The organism is Phenylobacterium aquaticum, from assembly GCF_022695515.1.
In the GTDB taxonomy this organism is placed as follows: domain Bacteria; phylum Pseudomonadota; class Alphaproteobacteria; order Caulobacterales; family Caulobacteraceae; genus Phenylobacterium; species Phenylobacterium aquaticum.
On sequence record NZ_JALDPT010000037.1, the window covers coordinates 1 to 18,170 of the forward strand.

Annotated in this window: 17 protein-coding genes; 9 read left to right on the top strand and 8 right to left on the bottom strand. The window is 70.8% G+C overall.

The window, feature by feature from the left end; translation table 11 throughout:
- The first annotated feature begins 130 nt into the window (after positions 1-130).
- Together MQH10_RS21430 and MQH10_RS21435 are read left to right on the top strand one after the other, a co-directional pair.
- On the top strand, positions 131-475 hold the full coding sequence (locus tag MQH10_RS21430; RefSeq protein ID WP_242566015.1) for a hypothetical protein: 345 nt from the start codon (positions 131-133) through the stop codon (positions 473-475).
- 65 nt (positions 476-540) lie between these two features.
- Positions 541-996, top strand: coding sequence for a carboxymuconolactone decarboxylase family protein (locus MQH10_RS21435; protein ID WP_242566016.1), 456 nt, complete (start codon positions 541-543; stop codon positions 994-996).
- A 7-nt stretch (positions 997-1,003) separates the two neighbouring features.
- Here MQH10_RS21435 and MQH10_RS21440 read toward each other — a convergent pair whose 3' ends face one another.
- Positions 1,004-1,381: a hypothetical protein gene (locus tag MQH10_RS21440; protein WP_242566017.1), complete on the bottom strand. Its 378-nt coding sequence runs from the start codon at positions 1,379-1,381 to the stop codon at positions 1,004-1,006.
- Between the two features lie 89 nt (positions 1,382-1,470).
- Here MQH10_RS21440 and MQH10_RS21445 point away from each other — a divergent pair, with 89 nt between their 5' ends.
- Positions 1,471-2,739 carry an acetyl-CoA C-acyltransferase gene (locus tag MQH10_RS21445; protein WP_242566018.1) on the top strand — a complete coding sequence of 423 codons (1,269 nt, stop codon included), beginning with the start codon at positions 1,471-1,473 and terminating at the stop codon, positions 2,737-2,739.
- Here the strand turns inward: MQH10_RS21445 and MQH10_RS21450 are convergent.
- Complete coding sequence (locus MQH10_RS21450; protein ID WP_242566019.1) at positions 2,736-3,491, bottom strand: LytTR family DNA-binding domain-containing protein; 756 nt, start codon at positions 3,489-3,491, stop codon at positions 2,736-2,738. The two genes, MQH10_RS21445 and MQH10_RS21450, sit on opposite strands and share 4 nt — an antisense overlap.
- Positions 3,492-3,634: 143 nt before the next feature.
- Between MQH10_RS21450 and MQH10_RS21455 the strand changes: the two genes are divergently transcribed.
- Complete coding sequence (locus MQH10_RS21455) at positions 3,635-5,137, top strand: nitrilase-related carbon-nitrogen hydrolase (RefSeq protein WP_242566020.1); 1,503 nt, start codon at positions 3,635-3,637, stop codon at positions 5,135-5,137.
- Here the strand turns inward: MQH10_RS21455 and MQH10_RS21460 are convergent.
- Positions 5,103-6,371 carry a metal-dependent hydrolase family protein gene (locus tag MQH10_RS21460; protein WP_242566021.1) on the bottom strand — a complete coding sequence of 423 codons (1,269 nt, stop codon included), beginning with the start codon at positions 6,369-6,371 and terminating at the stop codon, positions 5,103-5,105. The genes MQH10_RS21455 and MQH10_RS21460 overlap by 35 nt on opposite strands.
- Before the next feature lie 247 nt (positions 6,372-6,618).
- Between MQH10_RS21460 and MQH10_RS21465 the strand changes: the two genes are divergently transcribed.
- Positions 6,619-7,701, top strand: a complete 1,083-nt coding sequence (locus MQH10_RS21465; protein ID WP_242566022.1) for a sensor histidine kinase — start codon at positions 6,619-6,621, stop codon at positions 7,699-7,701.
- Here the strand turns inward: MQH10_RS21465 and MQH10_RS21470 are convergent.
- From MQH10_RS21470 to MQH10_RS21480, 3 genes are all read right to left on the bottom strand, one after another.
- Positions 7,698-9,089, bottom strand: coding sequence for a serine hydrolase domain-containing protein (locus tag MQH10_RS21470; RefSeq protein ID WP_242566023.1), 1,392 nt, complete (start codon positions 9,087-9,089; stop codon positions 7,698-7,700). The two genes, MQH10_RS21465 and MQH10_RS21470, sit on opposite strands and share 4 nt — an antisense overlap.
- Before the next feature lie 78 nt (positions 9,090-9,167).
- On the bottom strand, positions 9,168-10,238 hold the full coding sequence (locus tag MQH10_RS21475) for an AraC family transcriptional regulator (protein WP_242566024.1): 1,071 nt from the start codon (positions 10,236-10,238) through the stop codon (positions 9,168-9,170).
- Between the two features lie 76 nt (positions 10,239-10,314).
- Positions 10,315-11,505 carry a cytochrome P450 gene (locus MQH10_RS21480; RefSeq protein WP_242566025.1) on the bottom strand — a complete coding sequence of 397 codons (1,191 nt, stop codon included), beginning with the start codon at positions 11,503-11,505 and terminating at the stop codon, positions 10,315-10,317.
- A 371-nt stretch (positions 11,506-11,876) separates the two neighbouring features.
- Here MQH10_RS21480 and MQH10_RS21485 point away from each other — a divergent pair, with 371 nt between their 5' ends.
- From MQH10_RS21485 to hfaB, 3 genes are all read left to right on the top strand, one after another.
- Positions 11,877-12,503 (top strand): hypothetical protein, encoded by a 627-nt coding sequence (locus tag MQH10_RS21485; protein ID WP_242566063.1) that lies wholly within the window; start codon positions 11,877-11,879, stop codon positions 12,501-12,503.
- Between the two features lie 76 nt (positions 12,504-12,579).
- Positions 12,580-13,008, top strand: coding sequence for a holdfast anchoring protein HfaA (hfaA, locus tag MQH10_RS21490; RefSeq protein ID WP_242566026.1), 429 nt, complete (start codon positions 12,580-12,582; stop codon positions 13,006-13,008).
- Complete coding sequence (hfaB, locus tag MQH10_RS21495) at positions 12,995-13,951, top strand: holdfast anchoring protein HfaB (RefSeq protein WP_242566027.1); 957 nt, start codon at positions 12,995-12,997, stop codon at positions 13,949-13,951. Before hfaA ends, hfaB begins: the two co-directional genes overlap by 14 nt.
- On the opposite strand, the gene MQH10_RS21500 is transcribed toward hfaB, so the two are convergent.
- Together MQH10_RS21500 and cysK are read right to left on the bottom strand one after the other, a co-directional pair.
- Positions 13,948-14,814, bottom strand: coding sequence for an enoyl-CoA hydratase-related protein (locus tag MQH10_RS21500; RefSeq protein ID WP_242566028.1), 867 nt, complete (start codon positions 14,812-14,814; stop codon positions 13,948-13,950). The two genes, hfaB and MQH10_RS21500, sit on opposite strands and share 4 nt — an antisense overlap.
- A 307-nt stretch (positions 14,815-15,121) precedes the next feature.
- Entirely contained in the window at positions 15,122-16,168 is a 1,047-nt protein-coding gene (cysK, locus tag MQH10_RS21505) for a cysteine synthase A (RefSeq protein ID WP_242566029.1), read from the bottom strand.
- Between the two features lie 152 nt (positions 16,169-16,320).
- Here cysK and MQH10_RS21510 point away from each other — a divergent pair, with 152 nt between their 5' ends.
- The gene (locus MQH10_RS21510; protein WP_242566030.1) at positions 16,321-18,147 is read left to right on the top strand and encodes a DUF885 domain-containing protein; all 1,827 of its coding nucleotides are present in this window, start codon (positions 16,321-16,323) and stop codon (positions 18,145-18,147) included.
- The last annotated feature ends 23 nt before the right edge of the window (positions 18,148-18,170 follow it).

Genomic DNA, 18,170 nt, shown 5'->3' on the forward strand with positions numbered 1-18,170 from the left:
GCCCCGACGGCGACCCCAACGGCCCCCTGACCCCGCCCCAGCCGGGCCAGCCCGGCGCCCTGCCGGACGACCGCACCCCGATCTCCGAGACCCCGGCCGGCCGAAGAGCCCGCAGGCCGCCGCCACCCTGGTGGAGACCTATTTCAGCCTGATCGAACAGGGCAAGTACGCCGAGGCGCGCAAGCTGTGGGGCGCCGACGGCGAGGGCAGCGGCATGACCGAGGCCGCCTTCGCCGCCCAGTTCGCCCCCTATCAGAGCTATCACGCCCTGGTCGGCAAGCCGGGCGACCCGGAGGGCGGAGCGGGCTCCATCTATGTGCAGGTGCAGGTCCAGGCCTATGGCCGGCTGAAGACCGGCCCGCAATTCAACCTGCTGGGCCCCGTGACCCTGCGCCGGGTCAATGACGTGCCGGGCGCCACACCCGACCAGCTGAAATGGCACATCAGCCAGGTGGAGCTGAAGCCCGCGCCCTGAAGGATGTCACAGGTCGGGCGGTGAGCACGTCCTTGTCGCGAACCCACGTGACAAGGACACCCGCCATGACCACCCGCATCAACGCCTATCAGGTCGCGCCCCAGGCCCTGGAGCCGATGATGGCGCTGGAGGCGCAGATCGCCGCCTCCGGCCTGGAGACCAGCCTGATCGAGCTGGTGAAGTTTCGCGCCTCGCAGATCAACGGCTGCGCCTTCTGCCTGCACATGCACAGCCGCGACGCCCGCGCGGCCGGGGAGCGGGAGGAGCGGCTGCACCTGATCGCCGCCTGGCGGGAGAGCAGCTACTACACGGCCCGCGAACAGGCGGCGCTCGGCTGGACCGAGGCCCTGACCCTGGTCGCCCAGACCGCCGCGCCGGACGAGGCCTATCTGCCGCTGAAGGCGGAATTTACGGACGAGGAAATCGTCCATCTGACCCTGTTGATCACCACCATCAACGCCTGGAACCGCCTGGCCGTCGGCTTGCGGTTCGCGCACCCGAAGGCGTGGAAGGCGGCGTAGGCGCGCCTCAGTCCACGCACAGCCCGCGCAGATAGCGGCCGTGCTCGACCTCGGCGAAACAGCCGCAGGGGTTGGAGGTCGCCTGGCACTGGCCGGTGACCGGGGTCTCGGGATCGGCGGGGCGCTCGCCCTGATAGAGGCAGCGTCCCTGGCAGTCGGTCTTGTCGCGGCAGGTCTTGCCGGCGTCGCGATAGGGGACGACGCAGACCGGAACGCCGCGCATGCAGACCGGCTGGATCCGTCCGCCCCCGGCGGCGCAAGCCTTGGCGTCCGGACCCTGGGCTGCGGGAACGGGCTGGGGGGCGGCCGGGGAGGGCGTCGGCGCGCAGGCGGCGAGCATCGCGGAGGCCAGTAGGGCGAGACCGAGGCGCAGGGCGTTTCGCATGGGGATCCTTGGGGGTGGCGCCTTGAGGCCGGTTGTGTTCGCAGCCACATCATCACCCAGGGTCAGCGCGTGGCAATGGGAGTCGAAGCATGGGCGAACAGATCTGGCTGGCGGCGGGGGTGCGGTCGCCCTTCGCCAAGGTGGACGGACCCCTGGCGGGCCTCGACGCCATCGGGCTGTCGGTCCCCGTCGTCCAGGCGATGGTCCAGCGGGCCCAGGGCAAGCCGGACCTGCTGGTCTGGGGGGCGGTGATCCCCAACCTGACCTGGAGCAACATCGCCCGCGAGGTGGTGCTGGACGCCGGTCTCGACCCGACCATTCCGGCCTATGGGACGGTGATGGCCTGCTCGACCAGCATGGCCGGGGCGTTCCAGGCGGCGGGGCTGTTGGACGGACGGGGGCGCGACCTCGCCCTGGTCGGCGGCGCCGAGAGCATGAGCCAGGTGCAGATCGGCCTGTCCCAGAAGCTGTCCAACCGCTTCCGCGCCGTGCAGCAGGCGAAGACCGGCGGCGATCGGCTGAAGGCCCTGGGCCGGATCCGACCCGCCGACATCGGCCTGTTCATCCCGAGCGTGGTCAACCGCACCACCGGCATGAGCATGGGCGAGCACACCGAGATCACGGCCAAGCAGTGGGGCATCGGCCGGCAGGACCAGGACGCCGTGGCGCTGGCCAGCCACCAGAGCGCGGTCGCAGCCTGGGCGGCCGGGTTTTTCAAGGATCTGGTGATCCCGGTGGCGGGGATGGAGCGCGACAACATTCCGCGCGCCGACACCTCGCTGGAGCGGCTGGCCCGGCTGAAGCCGGCCTTCGATCGGACCAGCGGCCAGGGCAGCCTGACGGCGGGCAATTCCTCGCCGCTGACCGATGGCGCCGCGGCCCTGTGGGCGGCGACCGAGGCGGGGCTGAAGCGGCTGCCGGCGGCGACGCCCCGGGTGAAGCTGGTCGATTTCGAGATCACCTCCATCGACCTGCGGAACGAGGGGCTGTTGATGGCGCCGGCCTATGGGGTTCCGCGGCTGCTGGCGCGCAACGGCCTGGCCTATGCCGACATCGGGCTTTGGGAGATCCATGAGGCCTTCGCGGCCCAGCTCCTGTTCCACATCAAGGCCTGGGAGGACCGGGGCTTTGTCCGCGACAAGGCGGGCGTGTCGGTCGATCTGGGCGACTTCCCTCGCGAGCGGGTCAATCCGACCGGGGGCAGCGTGGCGCTCGGCCATCCGTTCGGGGCGACCGGCGCCCGGATCCTGTCCCAGGCGATCCAGGAGCTGGCGGGCCGCGGCAAGGGCGAACGGGCCATCGTCTCGATCTGCGCCGACGGGGGCCAGGGCACCATGGCCCTGCTGGAGGCGGCCTAGGAGAGCCAGCCCTGGGCGCGCAGGTCGGTGACGCGGTTGCGGGCGACCGGGGCGACGAGGCCGTTGGTCAGGGTGAGGCTGGCGGCGCGGCCGGCGGGCTTCGCCTCCGTGACGGCGCGGCGCGCCACCCACCAGGAGCGGTGGACCTGCAGGCCCTCGAGACCGCCGAGCGCGGCGATCGCCTCGCGCATGGGCATCAGCACCAGCTCCGAGCCCGAGGGCGTGTGGACCCGCACATAGTGGTCCTCCATCTGCAGGCAGAGCGCCTGGTCGCGCAGGCGGGCGGGCAGGCGGGGATCGTCGGTCGGGCCGGGCGCGGGAGACGGCGGGTCGGTCCTGAGCCGGCCCTCGATCCACAACAGGCCGGCGACCAGCAGGGCCGAGACGATCAGGGTCTGGCCGTACCAGTCCAGCGGGCCGAGGTCCCGGGTGTATCTGGGCCAGGCGAGGTGGCCGATGAGGGCCGAGGCGGCGGCCAGCGGGACGGAGGCGATGACGATCCCGGCGGCGACGGAAAACGACCGGGGCAGTCGCCAGCGCGCGCCGAGCGAGACGGCCGCCGCGAAGCCCAGGCTGTGCAGGACGGTCCCCAGCCAGACCAGGCCGGTCCAATAGGCCATGCGGGCGACGGCGTTGTCGTTGAGGTAGCTGCCGAAGGGACCGATCAGGCCGAGCAGCATCCCGGTCGCCGTGGCCAGGGTGAGCCGCCGCGCCCATAGGGCCGGATCGCCGATCAGGTCGCGAAAGCGCATGCCCGCCCTTATGCCGTCGCCGCCCCCGCCTCGCAACGCGCCCGCTCGCCCGCCGCCGAACCCGTTCGCCCATTGGCGAAGATCAGCTCGCGGCCAGGGGTTCTGGCGGGCAGGTCGAGGTCTCGATGATGTCGGAGGACCTGATGACGACCGTGACCCTGGACACCCGCCGCGCCGAGACCGGCGGCCTGCCGCTGGGGGCGGCGCTGGCGCTCGCCGCCCTGTCCGGCGGCCTGCTGGCCCTGAGCTACAGTCTGAACCCCCTATGGCCGGCGGCGTGGCTGGCGCCCGCCCCGGTGCTGGCGGCGGCGGTCGCCGGACCGCGCGGACGCACCTGGCTGCTGGGGGCGGTGATGGGGCTGATCGGCGGGGTGACGACGCTCAGCTATTACCTGTCGGTTCCGGGGCCCGTGGCGACGGCGATCATCATGCTGCTGCATGTCCTGCTGTGGGGCGGAGCGGTGAGGTTCGCGGCTTCGATGACGCGGCGGCTGCCCCTGGCGGTGGCGGTCTTCGCCCTGCCGGCCCTGCTGGCCGGGGCCGAGACCCTGGTCCTGGCGATGTCGCCGCACGGCAGCGCCGGCAGCCTGGCCTACAGCCAGATGGACGCCTTGCCGGCGATCCAGGTCGCGGCGTTCGGCGGGATTCCGGCCGTCGTGTTCCTGGTGCTGACGCCGGGCGCCTGGCTGGGACTGGCGGCCGGGCGGCTGATGGGGGCGGAACTCTCCTGGCGCGGGTTGATCGCGGCCGGAGCGGTGGTGGTGGCGGTGACTGGCGCGGCCCTGGGGTATGGCGTCTGGCGGCTGGGCCAGGCGGAGACGGGTCCGCGCCTGGCGGTGGCGATGCTGGCCACCGACCATTTCGCTCGCGAGCCGGAGGACTGGGGCACGGTCTGGGCGGTCTATGGCCCCGCCGCGGAGCGCGCGGCGCCGGCGGGCGGGATCCTGGTCCTGCCGGAGAAGATCGCCCTGCTGTCGACCGCGCAGGCCCAGGTGGCGGCCGGACAGGTCGCCGACCTGGCGCGGCGCAGGGGCGCGACCGTGCTGGTCGGGCTGGAGGTGCGTGACGGCGCGGGGCGCTATCGCAATCAGGCGGTGCTGGCCCAGCCGGACGGCCGGGTCACGCTCTATGACAAGCAGCACCCGGTGCCGGGCCTGGAGGCCCGCGACATTCCGGGGCGCAGCGATCTGGTCGTGCCCTCGTCGGCCGGACGGGTCGGGGTGGCGATCTGCAAGGACATGCACTTTCCCGACCTGGGGCGCGGCTATGGCGGCCGGGGCGCGGGCCTGATGCTGGTCCCGGCCTGGGACTTCGTCCGCGACGCCTGGCTGAGCGACCGGCTGACGGCATTGCGCGGGGTGGAGAGCGGCTATGCGATCGTCCGCGCCACGCGGGAAGGGATCTCCAGCCTCAGCGACAGCCGCGGCCGAATCCTGGCCGAGGGCATGAGCGGGCCGGGCATGACGTTGGTGACGGGGATGGCGCCGACCGCGCGGACGCCGGCGGTCTATGGGCGCGTGGGGGACCTGTTCGGCTGGCTGTGCCTGGCGGGGTGCGCGGGGGTTATGGCCCTCTCCCCGCGTGCGGGGAGAGGGAGCAGGTCAGCGCCCCTCAGGGCGCCTTCACCACGGCGCCGCCCTTCATGACGAAGACCACATGGCGGACGGCGGAGATGTCGGCGGTGGGGTCGCCGGTCACGGCGATGAGGTCGGCGGTGAGGCCTGGCTGGACGCGGCCGAGGTCGGCGCGGCCGAGCACCTTGGCGTCGGTGGCGGTGGCGGCGATCAGGGCCTCGACCGGGGTCATGCCGTCCTTGACCAGCCATTCCAGCTCGCGGCCGTTGTCGCCGTGGCGGAAGACGCCGACGTCGGAGCCGTTGGCGACGATCACCTCCAGCTTGCGGGCCAGGCGGAAGGCGCGCTCGGCATTGACCATGGCCGGGGTGGGCGGGGTCACCCCGGCGACATAGTGGGCGAAATAGGTCGAGGTGGATTCGGTGGCCGTGAGCGTCGGCACATAGGCGATCCCCTTGGCGGCCATCAGCTTGAAGGTGGCCTCCGAGCCGCCATAGCCGTGCTCGATCGAATCCACGCCGGCGACCGCGGATCGGCGCATGCCTTCGTCGGTGGAGGCGTGGACGGCGACCGGGCGGCCGAGGTCGTGGGCGGTGGCGACCAGGGCGTCGAGCTCGGCCTGGCTGAAGGTCGGGCGGGTCGAGCCGTCGGGACCGACGCGATAGTCGGCATAGACCTTGATCCAGTCGGCGCCGGCGGCGGCCTGGCGGCGGACGACCTTGACGATCTCGTCGACGCCGGAGGCCTCCTCGGCGCCCTGGGGCAGGTCCTGTTCCGCATAGGCCTTGCGGGCCGGGCCATAGGCGCCCTGGGCGACAATGGCGCGGGTGACGACATAGAGGCGCGGGCCGGGGACGATCCCGTCGTCGATGGCGCGCTTCAGGCCGACATCGGCGTCGCCGGCCCCCTCGGTGCCCAGGTCGCGCAGGGTGGTGAAGCCGGCCTCCAGCGTCGCGCGGGCCTGGGCCACGGCGCGGGCGGTGCGGTAGGCGAGCGGCTCCTTCAGCACCTGATCGTCCCACAGGGTCTCGTTATAGGGGTGCAGGAAGAGGTGGCTGTGCAGGTCGATCAGGCCGGGCAGCAGGGTGGTTCCGGGCAGGGCGACGACGCGGGCGCCGGCCGGGGCGGCGAGGTCGGGCCCCACCGCCTTGATCGTCGTCCCCTCGACCAGCACCGACCAGCCGGGATGGGCGACCTGGTCGGCGGCCGTGAACACCCGGTCGGGCTTGAGCAGCAGGGTCTCGGCATGGGCGGCGCCGGCGAGCGAGGCGGCGGCGAGGACGGCGGCGAACAGGCGGCGGGACAAGGCGGGCTCCGGATCAGGTTTGGGGCGACGATAGCCAGGGCCCGAGCGGCCGTCGCGCAAGATCGCGGTCGGCCGCCGCGTTTCCCGTGGGCTGCGTCGGGAAATCGCGAAAAATCAACAAGCTAGACCATGGCGCGGCGGCGGAATTCGCTTTCGCTTTGCCGCGCCAGGCCCTAGGGGCAGTCAGGGGCCGCGTTGGTCGATCGGAGCCGTCCGCCGACGGACGTCGAGCTGGGAGTAGGGTGAGATGGTCTCCGAGGAATCCCGCGAGGGGGTCGAGCGTCTGATGGAGACGCCCGATCTGGCCTCGGCCCTGGAAAGCGATCTCTTCAAGCAGTTCCTCGATCAAGCGCCCGTCGCCGTCGCGGTCGCCGAACTGAACCCCTCGGAACGCATCGTCTACGCCAATGAGGCCTTCCTGCGCCTGATCGGCCAGGAGCTGGACTCCATTCTGGGCGGCCGCTGGGAGGGCCTGCCGGGCACGGCCACGGCCGCGCGGGACGCCCGCACCCTGGCCGAGGCGGTGGGCGGGGAGCGTGACTTTGTGGGCTCGTTCACGATCCCGCGCTCGGAGACCAACATTGTCGTCGACGCCTGGTCCAATGTGATCGAGGACGACGCCGCGCGCGCGGTGTTCCGCCTGGTCGCCCTGGTCGAGACCACCGGCCGGGACGGCGCGGTGCTGGACGAGCTGCAGGAGCTGGCGCGGGTCAAGGACCTGCAGCTGCAGGAGCTGCAGCACCGGGTGAAGAACAATCTGCAGATGATCACCGCCCTGATCCGCCTGGAGTCCAAGGGGCTGAGCGACCGGTCGCTGGGCGATGGGTTCGACCGGCTGGCGGGCCGGGTCGAGGCGCTGGGCCTGCTCTATCACGCGCTTACCGACACCGGCCTGGACGGGGCGGTCGACCTGGGGGTCTATCTGAGCGAGATCGCCTCGGCGGTGATGCGGGCCCATGCGGTCGAGGGCATCCACCTGAACCTGCAGGTCGACACCTGGCTGGTCACCCTGGATGTCGCCATGCCGGTCGGGCTGGTGGTCAATGAGCTGCTGACCAACAGCCTGAAGCACGCCTTCAAGGGCCGGGACGGCGGGACCATCACCCTGCACAGCCTGAACGCCCCGGAGGGATGCCAGGTGATCGTGGCTGATGACGGGATCGGCCTGGCGCCCGGCGACGCCTGGCCGAGGCCGGGCAAGCTCTCGGCCCTGATCGTCCGCTCGCTGCTGCAGAACGCCCGGGCGAGCATCGACGTCCAGTCGGCGCCCGGAGCGGGCGTGCAGGTGACCATGTCGTTCCGCAACGAGGACGCCGCGCCCTCCGTCTAGGGCTTGGCGCCGATCGACGCGAGGGTCTCGCGGGTCAGGCGGAACAGGCCTTCTATATCGCCGCCGACACTATTGCTCGGGCCCATCTGGACGATGACCAGACGGTTCGCCGGGCTGACCAGCATGAACTGGCCGAAGCTGCCGCGGGCCATGAAGCTGTCGGCGGGCAGGCCGTTCTCGCGGCGATGATTGACCGCCCAGCCCTCGCCGCGCTCGGTCCAGAAGCCGGCGCCGTAGCCGATCCGCTCGGAGCCGGGGGTCTGCCGCGCCGAATAATCGACCCAGCCGGCGGGCAGGATGCGCTCGCCCCCGACCACCCCGTCCTGGACATAGAGCTGGCCGAGCTTGGCCCAGTCGCGGGCCGGGGCGTAGAGGTGGCTACCACCGAGCGGCGTGCCCAGGGCGTCGAGCTCCAGCACTGCGCCGGCCATGCCGAGCTTGTCGAACAGCTCCCGGCGCATGAAGGCGTGGACGGCCGCCGCATCGCCGCCGGCCAGATCGCGGATGATCCGTGACAGGATCAGGGTCTCGCCGTCGGCATAGGCGAAGCTCTGGCCGGGGACGCCGTCCAGCGGGGCGGCGGCGGAGAAGCCCGCCATGTCCCGCTCGGCGAACATGGCGCGGGCGGAGATGTCCACGGCCGAGTTGGTCGAGGCGTTGGACGAGTCCCCCAGCTTCAGGCCCGAGCGCATGCGCAGGAGGTCGTCGGGCGTGATGACGTGGCGCGGGTCAGAGGCGTCGGCCCATTCGGCCACGGGGGCGGGCTTGGTCATGTCGAGCCGGCCCTGGGCGACCAGCACGCCCAGCAGGGCGTTGGTGGCGGACTTGGTCATGGACCAGCCGTGCAGCGGGGTCTCGGGTCCCACGCCGGGAGCGTAGCGCTCGGCGATCACCCGGCCGTCATGGACGATCACCACGGCCTTGATGTTGCGCCGGATCTTGCCGGGCTCGGCGAAGGCGTGATCCAGGGCGGCGACCAGGGTGGGATCCTGCGGCGTGACGATCTGCGGGCCGGCGATGGGGGCCAGCAGGGGCGCGGTGGCCGGGGCGTCGTGCAGAACGACCGGTTCGGGCGGGGCGCCGCGCAGGACCAGACAGCCGAGCGGGCCGCGATAGATGGCGCGGGCCCGGCTCAATGGCCCCAGCCGGGCGGTCACCTCGCCCGTCTCGCGGTCGACCTTGTGTCGGACCAGGCCGGCGAAGGGGCCGAGCACGGGGGCGAGCGCCTCCCGGTAGGTCTGGTCGGGGTCCTGGCCAGAGATGAAGGTCGCCGAGCAGAGCTGGTGGCTCACCAGGCCGGTGGCGACGTCCGGGGCATGGCTGAGGCCGGCGCAGGCCGAGAGCGGCAGGGCGGCGGCGAGGAGAAGGGCGGCGGGGATCGGGCGCATTCGAGGCTCCAGGGCGAAGTGTCGCCGGGAGCTGTCGGACGGGGGCGGCGCAGGCGTCGCGCCGAATTCGAACTCGGCCTAGCCGATTTCGGATTCGGCCAGAGCCCGGCGGCGATAGTCCGAAGGGGTGAGGCCGGTCTCGGCCTTGAAGGCGCGATTGAAAGGGCCCAGCGAGGCGAAGCCGGCGTCCAGCGCGATGGTCAGGATCGGCACGCCCGCCTGGGTGGGATCGACGAGCGCGGCGCGGGCCTCGGCGATGCGGTGGCTGTTCAAGAAGGCGTTGAAGTTGCGGTGGCCGAGGCCCTGGTTGATCAGCCGGCGCAGGCGATGCTCGGTCAGCCCCTGGCGGGCGGCGAGGGCCCCGATGGTCAGGCCGTCCTGGCGATAGACCCGGTCCACGGTCATGGCGTGGTCGAGGGCGCCGGCCAGCTGGGCGTCCTCCGGTTCGAGCTTGGGCGGCGGCGCGCTGGCCTCGCGGCCGAACAGGAGTTCGCCGCCGGGAATGCGCAGGAGGGCGAGCGCCACGGCGGCGGCGACCAGGACGAGGCCGAGGGCGTCGAGCAGGCCGGCGGCCTCCGGCTGGGCCTGGCGCACGCCGGTCAGGTCCGACAGGGCCCGCAGGCCCATATAGACCGCGGCCACCACCACGACCCGCAGGCGCAGGCTGCGGCGGGGCTCGACCAGGTCGCCTTTCCAGGCGGCCAGCACCTGGGCGACCGCCAGGCCCACGAAGAACAGGGTCTCCAGCGTCAGGGCCCCGGCGATCCAGGGGGCGAGCGGCAGATGGCGCGGCGCGAGGACCAGGCCCTGGACGGCGCCGACCGTGACGACCACGAGCCAGATCAGGGCGTGGACCGGGCGGGGCTTGAAGTCGTCCTCGAACAGGGCGCGGCTGAACAGCCAGAACACCACATTGCCGCCGGTGGACAGGACGATGAGCGGGGCCGACCACAGGCCGATCTGGCCGCAGACGCCGGGCGACATGGTGATGGCGTGGGCCGCGCCGCTGATCGCGAACAGGGCGCCCAGGCGGGCGGGGACCAGGCGGCGATGGTCGCGGACCAGGATCGCCGCCACCAGGATCAGCAGCGCGCAGACCCCGCCGCGGACGAGGAGATCAAGGTCGGCAAGGGTCGCGGCCGTGGGCATGGGGAAGGGGTAGCATCGGGGACGCGGGGTGTCAGCGGCGTGGCGTGCCCTCTCCCCACGAGGTGGGGAGAGGGGGTCAGGCCCGCTTGAACCTCAGCGGCATGGTCCGGGGCCCCGAGATGAAGTTCGAGGCCAGCCATTCGGGCGGGGCGGCGAGTTCGAAGTCGGTCATGCGGTTCAGGACCTCGCGCAGCATGGCGTCGATCTCGATGCGGGCGATGTGCTGCCCCAGGCAGTTGTGGGCGCCGGCGCCGAAGGCGATCTGGGCGTTGTCGGGGCGGCTGAGGTCGAGGGCTTCGGGGCGGTCGAACTTGGCGGCGTCGCGATTGGCCGAGCCGAAATACATGACCACCTTCTGGCCGGCGCCGATCTGCTGGCCGGCGAGCTCGACGTCGCGGGTGGCGGTGCGGCGCATATAGATGACGGGGCTGGCATAACGCAGCAGCTCTTCGCGGGCCGAGGGCAGGCGACCCTCCAGGTCGGCCTTCAGCCAGGCCAGCTGGTCGGGATTGTCCATCAGGGCCAGCAGGCCGCCGGAGAGCAGGTTGCGGGTGGTGTCGCCCCCGGCGTCGATCAGCAACAGGAAGAAGAGCAGGAATTCCATATCGTCCAGCCGGCGGCCGTCGACCTCGGCGGCGAGCAGGCGGCTGGCGAGATCGTCGCCGGGTCGGGCGCGCTTCTCGGCCATGACCTTCGAGCCGTATTCGAACATCTTGAAGACCGCCTGCGCGCCGGCGCCGGGGGCCTGGGCCTCGGGCGCGGTGTGGATCGCCTCGGTGAGTGCATAGAGCTCGCGGCCGTCGTCCAGCGGCAGGCCCATCAGTTCGGCGATGACGAAGGAGGGCATCTCGCCGGCGACGTCGGCGACGAAGTCGACCTCGCCCTTGTCAATAACAGCATCGACGATCTGGCGGGCCAGCGCCTGGATCCGCTCGGCGCGGAGCTTGGCCGCGGGCAGGGTGAACTCCGAGCGGATCAGCTTGCGGAACGCCGTGTGGTCCGGCGGATCCATCATCAGCATCATCTTATAGGGGCCGAAGGCGGCGGACTCCGGGCCGGGGTCGGGGATCATCACCGTGGGTTCGGAGGAGAAGGTCTGAAAGTCGCGGTCGACGGTCCAGACATCGTCATAGCGGGTGACCGCCCAGAAGCCGGGGCCGTTCGGCTCCTCGCACCAGTGGACGGGGGAATTGGCCCGGAGCCAGGCGAACTGGTCGTGCGGCTGGCCGGCCGCGAAGCTGCGCGGCGAGACGAGATCGATGTTCATGGCGTCCTCCCTTGGGGCGCAGCATCGACCTGGGCCCCGCCGGGTTCAAGGGCGCCCTGGCGTCACCCGCAGGCGGACTGTGCCGGTTCGATCCAGCCCGGTGGTTCAAAGCGGGCCGGTCCCGAAACGGTCGGCCGCAGGGCCGGTTGGGGCGGCGTTAACGGCCGCGAAAAGGCGCTCCCGCGTGGGGGGAATCGGGGGCGGGGCGGATTCCCCAGGTGAGTCACCGGGCCGCGTTTACTTAGTTTATATTGTCTTAATTTAAGGAATTGGAAATATAGAATCTTAACCCGTGGTATAGATTCCGAATAGACGGCACATCCATTGCGTTGAGGCTTCCGTCGCCACTCCCGGCGACTTGGGAGCTAAACATGACCTTCAAGACCCTGTTCGCCGCCGCCGCCCTGTCGGTTGTCGCGACCGCCGCCTTCGCCGCCGACAATTCCGGCGCACAAAGCGTTTCCAGCAGCCAGACCGACTACGCGACCATCGTCGCCAACCTGAACACCAACATCAACAACGTGACCGGCAAGGTCGACGCGACCGCCGCCGCCATCGGCAACACCGCCTCGATCGCCGGAGACCAGGCGGGCAACATCTCCAACCGCCAGATCTTCAACGGCAATGCGGTGGCCAATCTGAACGGCCATCTGAGCGATGTGGTGGGCGATGTCGGCGTCACCGCCGCGGCCATCGGCAACACGCTCACCGTCGATGTCGCCAAGGCGGGCTCGGTCAACAATGTCCAGTACGCCAGCTATGACCCGTCCGCGAACCTGACGCTCGACAGCTACAATGTCGACGGCGCCCTGTCCTCGACCGCCGCCGCCATCGCCAACACCGCCACGATCTCGGGCGAAGTGGCCTCGATCGGCTCGACCCAGGTGAACGCCGCCTACACCGTGGCCAGCACCAACGCCAAGATCAGCAAGGTCGTGGGCGACGTCTCCGTCACCTCCGCCGCCATCGGCAACAGCCTGACGATCAAGGGCTTCTAAGCCTGGCCGCGCCGCTCCGTCCCCAAGGCGGAGCGGCGCACCCTTTTCGATGACCTTCCGTCCTTCGAGTTCCAAGATGATCCCCGCCCACGCCCGCTGGCTCACCCTGCCGCCCCTGATCCTCGCGCTCGCCCACGCCCATCCGAGCGCGGCCCAGTCGCTGACCGCCAGCCGGCTGAACGCCGGCTATGGCCGGGCGATGGGACAGGAGAACCTGCCGGTCGATCCCTCGACCCGGGACGCCAACAACAACCGGGTGATCGTCAACGGCCTGCTGGCCGACCCGTCGGGTCTGTCGGGAGGCCTGGGCGCGGGGCTGGGCGACAGTCAGGGCGTGTTCTCAGGCACGAGCCAGCTGAATGTCTCGGCCGTGGCCAACCAGATCAACATCGTCGCCGCCGGCTCCTGGAACACCATCATCGTCGACGCCACCCAGACCAATACCGGTTCGGTCCAGGCGACGGCCAACCTCAAGACCGCCACGGTGTCCGATGTCTCGCGCTAAGCTGCTTGCCGCCTTCGCCGCCGTGTCGGCCCTGTCGCTGGGCGCCTGCGCGAGCGTGGAGACGCCGCCGGTCGCCGCCAACGGCCTCTATGCCGATCCGATGGGCGCGGCCCCAGTGACGGCCAACGACACCCCCTATTCGGACGCGCTGGTCTGTCTGTCGGACTATGCGCGCCATTACCGGCTGCCCTCGCCGCGTATCGCGGTGGGGCGTATCACCGACTACACCGGCAAGCAGGAGGACTATCAGGGCGGGCCGAAGCTGACCCAGGGCGCCTCGCTGATGGCGATCACGGCGCTCGCCAAGTCCGGCGCCCGGCTGGTGGAGCGTTATGACAACTCGGTCTCCGAGCTGGAGCTGAAATACGCCAACGGCAAGCTGATCTCCGACGCGGGCCAGGGGCCGGGCCAGTTCCGCCAGATCCCGGTCGGGGCCATGTCGGGCTCGGACTATGTGCTGATCGGCGGCATCACCGAGCTGAACTATAATATCCGCTCGTCCGGCGCCGACGGCGCGGTGGGCGGGCAGGGGACCCGCGACGCCAAGGGCCAGTTCAAGGCCCGCACCTATGTGATGAACGTCGGCGTCGACCTGCGGCTGGTGGACACCAAGACCTCCGACATCGTCGACGTGGTCTCCTATCAGAAGCAGATCGTCGGCAAGGAGGTCAGCGCCGGGGTGTTCAGCTTCCTGGGCGACACGGTGGTGGACCTGAGCGCCGGCAAGGGCGGGCTGGAGCCTTTGCAGCTGGCCGTGCGCGCCGAGATCGAGCGGGCGGTGCTGGAGATGATGGCCGGGCTCTATCGGGCGCCGGGGCCGGAGGTCTGCCTCTCGCCGGGATCGGATCCCCTGGCGGCGCCGGCGCGGCCGCCGGCCGCCTTGGCCCAGGGCGCCTATCGGCCGATCAGCGGCGGCATGAGCTGGGCCGGCCGCTCGCGCTAGAGCTGGTCCCACCAGGGATAGCGCGCCGGCATGTCGGTCGAGACCTTGCCCGGAAAGTCGGGCGCGCGCTTCTCCAGGAAGGCGCCGACCCCTTCGCGGGCGTCCGGTCCGCCGCCCAGCTCCATCGCGAAGGCGCCGTCGAGCTTGAGCAGGCCGAAGGGATCGGGGGCGCCGGCGAAGCGCCACAGCATCTGGCGGGTGAGGGCGATGGAGACCGGGGCGGTGTTCTCGGCGATCTCCAGCGCGATCTCGCGGGCGCGGGCCAGGAGCTGATCGGGCTCGACGATCTCGCTGACCAGCTGGCCGGCCAGCGCCTCGTCCGCCGTGATCAGCTTGCCGGACAGGCACCAGCGCAGGGCCTGGGAGAGGCCCACGAGCCGGGGCAGGAACCAGGCGCTGCCGGCCTCGGGCACCAGGCCGCGGCGGGCGAAGACGAAGCCGAACTTGGCGGCGGGCGTGGTGATGCGGATGTCCATGGGCAGGGTGAGCGTCACGCCCACGCCGACGGCCGCGCCATTGATCGCGGCGATGATCGGCTTGCGGCAATTGAACATCGCCCCGACAAAGCCGGCCCCGCCGCCGCGCACCCGGCCCTTGGAGCCGGAATCCTGGAAGGCCACCGAGCCCTCGGCCTGGGTGTCGAAGGCCCCGGCGCCGCCGGAGATGTCCGCCCCGGCGCAGAAGCCGCGGCCGGCCCCGGTGACGATCACCACCCGGACGCCGTCGTCCTCGTCGGCCCGCAGGAAGACCTCCTCAAGCTCCGCGCCCATGGTGGCGGTGTAGGCGTTGAGCTTGTCGGGGCGGTTGAGGGTGACGGTCGCGATCGCGCCGTCCAGCTCATAGAGCAGGGTCTGATAGGTCATGGCGGTCCTCCCCGGAGGCTGTTTTCAGCAGTGGGCGCGCGGTGACCGAGGGGCAGGCAATGGGGTTTGAGGAGGGGTGCGCGCCATTGGCCCTCTCCCAGCTTGCGGGGGTCGAGAGCGGCGTGTCGCCAAACCATTGGCGCCACGCATAGCCGGACCAAGCGGTCCGGCTCGCTCTAGGCGGTTGGGTGAGGGGCTTTCCGAGGGGGCCGTTGTGATGTTTCGCGCCGAAAGACGCACGGCTTCGCCGCGCGCCCCTCACCCCAACCCTCTCCCCACGAGGTGGGGCGAGGGAGAAGGCGCGCGCCTAAGCCGCCGGCTTCCCATAGGGCGTGGAGTCGAACACCGCCTGCTCGGCTTCAGTCATTTCGGCCGGGACGTCGGCGAAGAGGGGGGTCGACAGGTAGCGTTCGCCGGTGTCGGGGAGCATGCACAGGATGTTCGAGCCCACCGGGGCCTCGGCGGCGACCTTGAGCGCGCCGGCGAAGGTGGCGCCCCCGCTGATACCGACGAAGATCCCTTCCTGGGTGGCGAGCTGCTGGGAGAGGCGGATGGCGTCGGGGCCGGGGATCTCCAGGACCTGGTCGTACAGCTTCTCGTCGATGGCTTCGTTCGCCACGCGCGGGATGAAGTCCGGGGTCCAGCCCTGCATGGGGTGGGGCTTCCAGGCCGGGTGGCCGGCCGAGGGGCTGCCGTCGGGGTTGCGGGCCTGGGGCTCGCCGCTGGCGAACAGCGGGGCGTCGGAGGGTTCGCAGACCACGATCTTGGTCTTGGGGCTCTGCTTGCGCAGGACGCGGCCGACGCCGGTGAGGGTGCCGCCGGTCCCGTAGCCGGTGACCCAGTAGTCGAGGCCCTCGGCCTTGAAGTCCTCCAGGATCTCGACGGCGGTGGTGCGGGAGTGGACCTCGGGATTGGCCTCGTTCTCGAACTGGCGGGTCATGAACCAGCCATGGGCGGCGGCCAGCTCCTTGGTCTTCTCGATCATGCCGGTGGCGCGCAGGGCCGCGGGCGTCAGGATCACCTTGGCGCCCAGGAAGCGCATCAGCTTGCGGCGCTCGACGGAGAAGCTCTCGGCCATGACGATGACCAGGGGATAGCCCTTGGCCGCGCAGACCATGGCGAGACCGATGCCGGTGTTGCCGCTGGTCGCCTCGACCACCGTCTGGCCGGGCTTGAGCTCGCCGGATTTCTCGGCGGCCTCGATGACGCCGAGCGCCAGGCGGTCCTTGACCGAGCCCAGGGGGTTGAAGGCCTCGACCTTGACCCAGAGGTTCACGCCGGGCGGGCCCAGGCGGTTGACGCGGACCACGGGCGTGCGGCCGACCGTCTCCAGAATGCTCTGATACTTGGTCATGGGGTGTTCCTCTCCTGCAGGCGGCGGCACCTTGAACCGCGGCGACGGCGGCGCGAACCCCAAATTTCCTGAGATCGCGATGAGCCGCGCCGGGGAGTGGACGCAGGGTCCGACCCGTCTATGGTCACCGACTTCGGTTCGGAGGTTCGCCCATGCTTGATCGTCGCCTGTTCCTGTCGGCCGGGGCCTCGGCCGCGGCGCTCGCACTTGCCCCCGGCGCCCGCGCCGCGGCGGCGAAGTCGGGGGAGGCGGCCAAGCTCAACCTCCTGCTCGACGCCTTCTTCGAGGAGGGCCTGGTCCGCCAGCCGGAGAACGCCACCGAGCTCGGTCTCGACAAGGGCGCGCGCGCCGGCCTGAAGGCGAGGCTGGAGGATGTCTCCACCGCCGGCATGGCGGCCGAGAAGGCGGCGACCGAGAGTCAGATCGCCCGGCTGAAGGCCATCGACCGGACCAAGCTGACCGGCATGGACGCGGTGAACTATGACACCGTGCTCTATGTGGCCGAGACCACCAAGCCGCTGCTGGACCTGGACATCGGCGGGCGCGATGGCTTCTCGCCCTCCTGCTATGTGCTGTCGCCGATCACCGGGGCCTATCAGCGGGTCCCGACCTTCCTGGACGCCAAGCATTCGATCGAGACGGCCGTCGACGCCGAGGCCTATCTCTCGCGGCTGGACGCCTTCGCCGGCGACCTCGACGCCAACACCGACCGCTTCCGCCATGACGTGGCCAAGGGGGTGGTCCCGCCGGACTTCCTGCTCGACATTACTTTGGGCCAGCTGTCGGCGCTGAGGGTCAATGCGGACAAGTCCGACCTGGTGGGCTCTCTGGACCGCCGCGCCAAGGCCAAGGGGCTGGGCGAGGCCTATGGGACGCGCGCCGCGGCGCTCTATGACCAGAAGATCGGCCCGGCGCTCGATCGGCAGATCGCGGCCCTGCAGAAGACCCGCGGCGGGGCGGTGCACGATGCGGGGGTGTGGCGCTTTCCGGACGGGCCGGCCTTCTATGCGGCCAATCTGCGCTACACCACGACGACGAACATGACGCCGCAGGAGGTCCACCAGATGGGCCTCGATCAGGCCAAGGAGATCGGCGCCCGGCTGGACGTGCTGCTGAAGAAGCAGGGGCTGAGCCAGGGCACGGTCGGGGAGCGGATCAAGGCGCTCTACAAGGACCCGAGCCTCTACTACCCGAACACCGACGCGGGTCGCGCCCAACTGCTGGCGGACCTGTCGACCAAGCTCGCGGCGGTGAAGGCGCGGCTGCCGAAGATGTTCGCCCACATTCCCAACAACCAGATCGAGCCGCGCCGGGTGCCGCCGGCCATCGAGGACGGCTCGCCCCTGGCCTATTCGGAAAGCGCCCCGCTCGACCGCTCGCGGCCGGGCTATATCTACTTCAACCTCAAGGACACGGCCGAGTGGCCGAAGTGGAACCTGCCGTCGACGCTCTATCACGAGGGCCTGCCCGGCCATCAGCTGCAGGGCGGCATCGCCCAGGAGAGCCAGGGCCTCCCGATGCTGCGCAAGAACATGTACTTCTCGGGCTATGGCGAGGGCTGGGCGCTCTATGCCGAGCAGCTGGCCTATGAGCTCGGCATGTATGACGACGACCCGCTGGGCGAGATCGGCTGGCTCAAGGCCCAGATCTTCCGGGCGGGGCGCTGCGTGGTCGACACCGGCATGCACGTCATGCGCTGGAGCCGCGAGCAGGCGATCGACTATCTGATGGGGCTGGACGGCGACGCGCTCGGGTCCACCACGCGGGAGGTTCAGCGCTATTGCGCCATTCCCGCCCAGGCCTGCAGCTACAAGATCGGCCACACCTACTGGAATGCGCAGCGCGACCGGGCCAAGGCGGCGCTGGGCAAGCGCTTCGACATCCGCGCCTTCCATGACGCGGGCCTGCTGTCGGGCGCCATGCCGCTGGAGGTCCTGGGCCACGCGGTGGGGGACTATATCGCGGGGGTGAAGGGGTAGGATGGGATTCACGCTCGATTTGT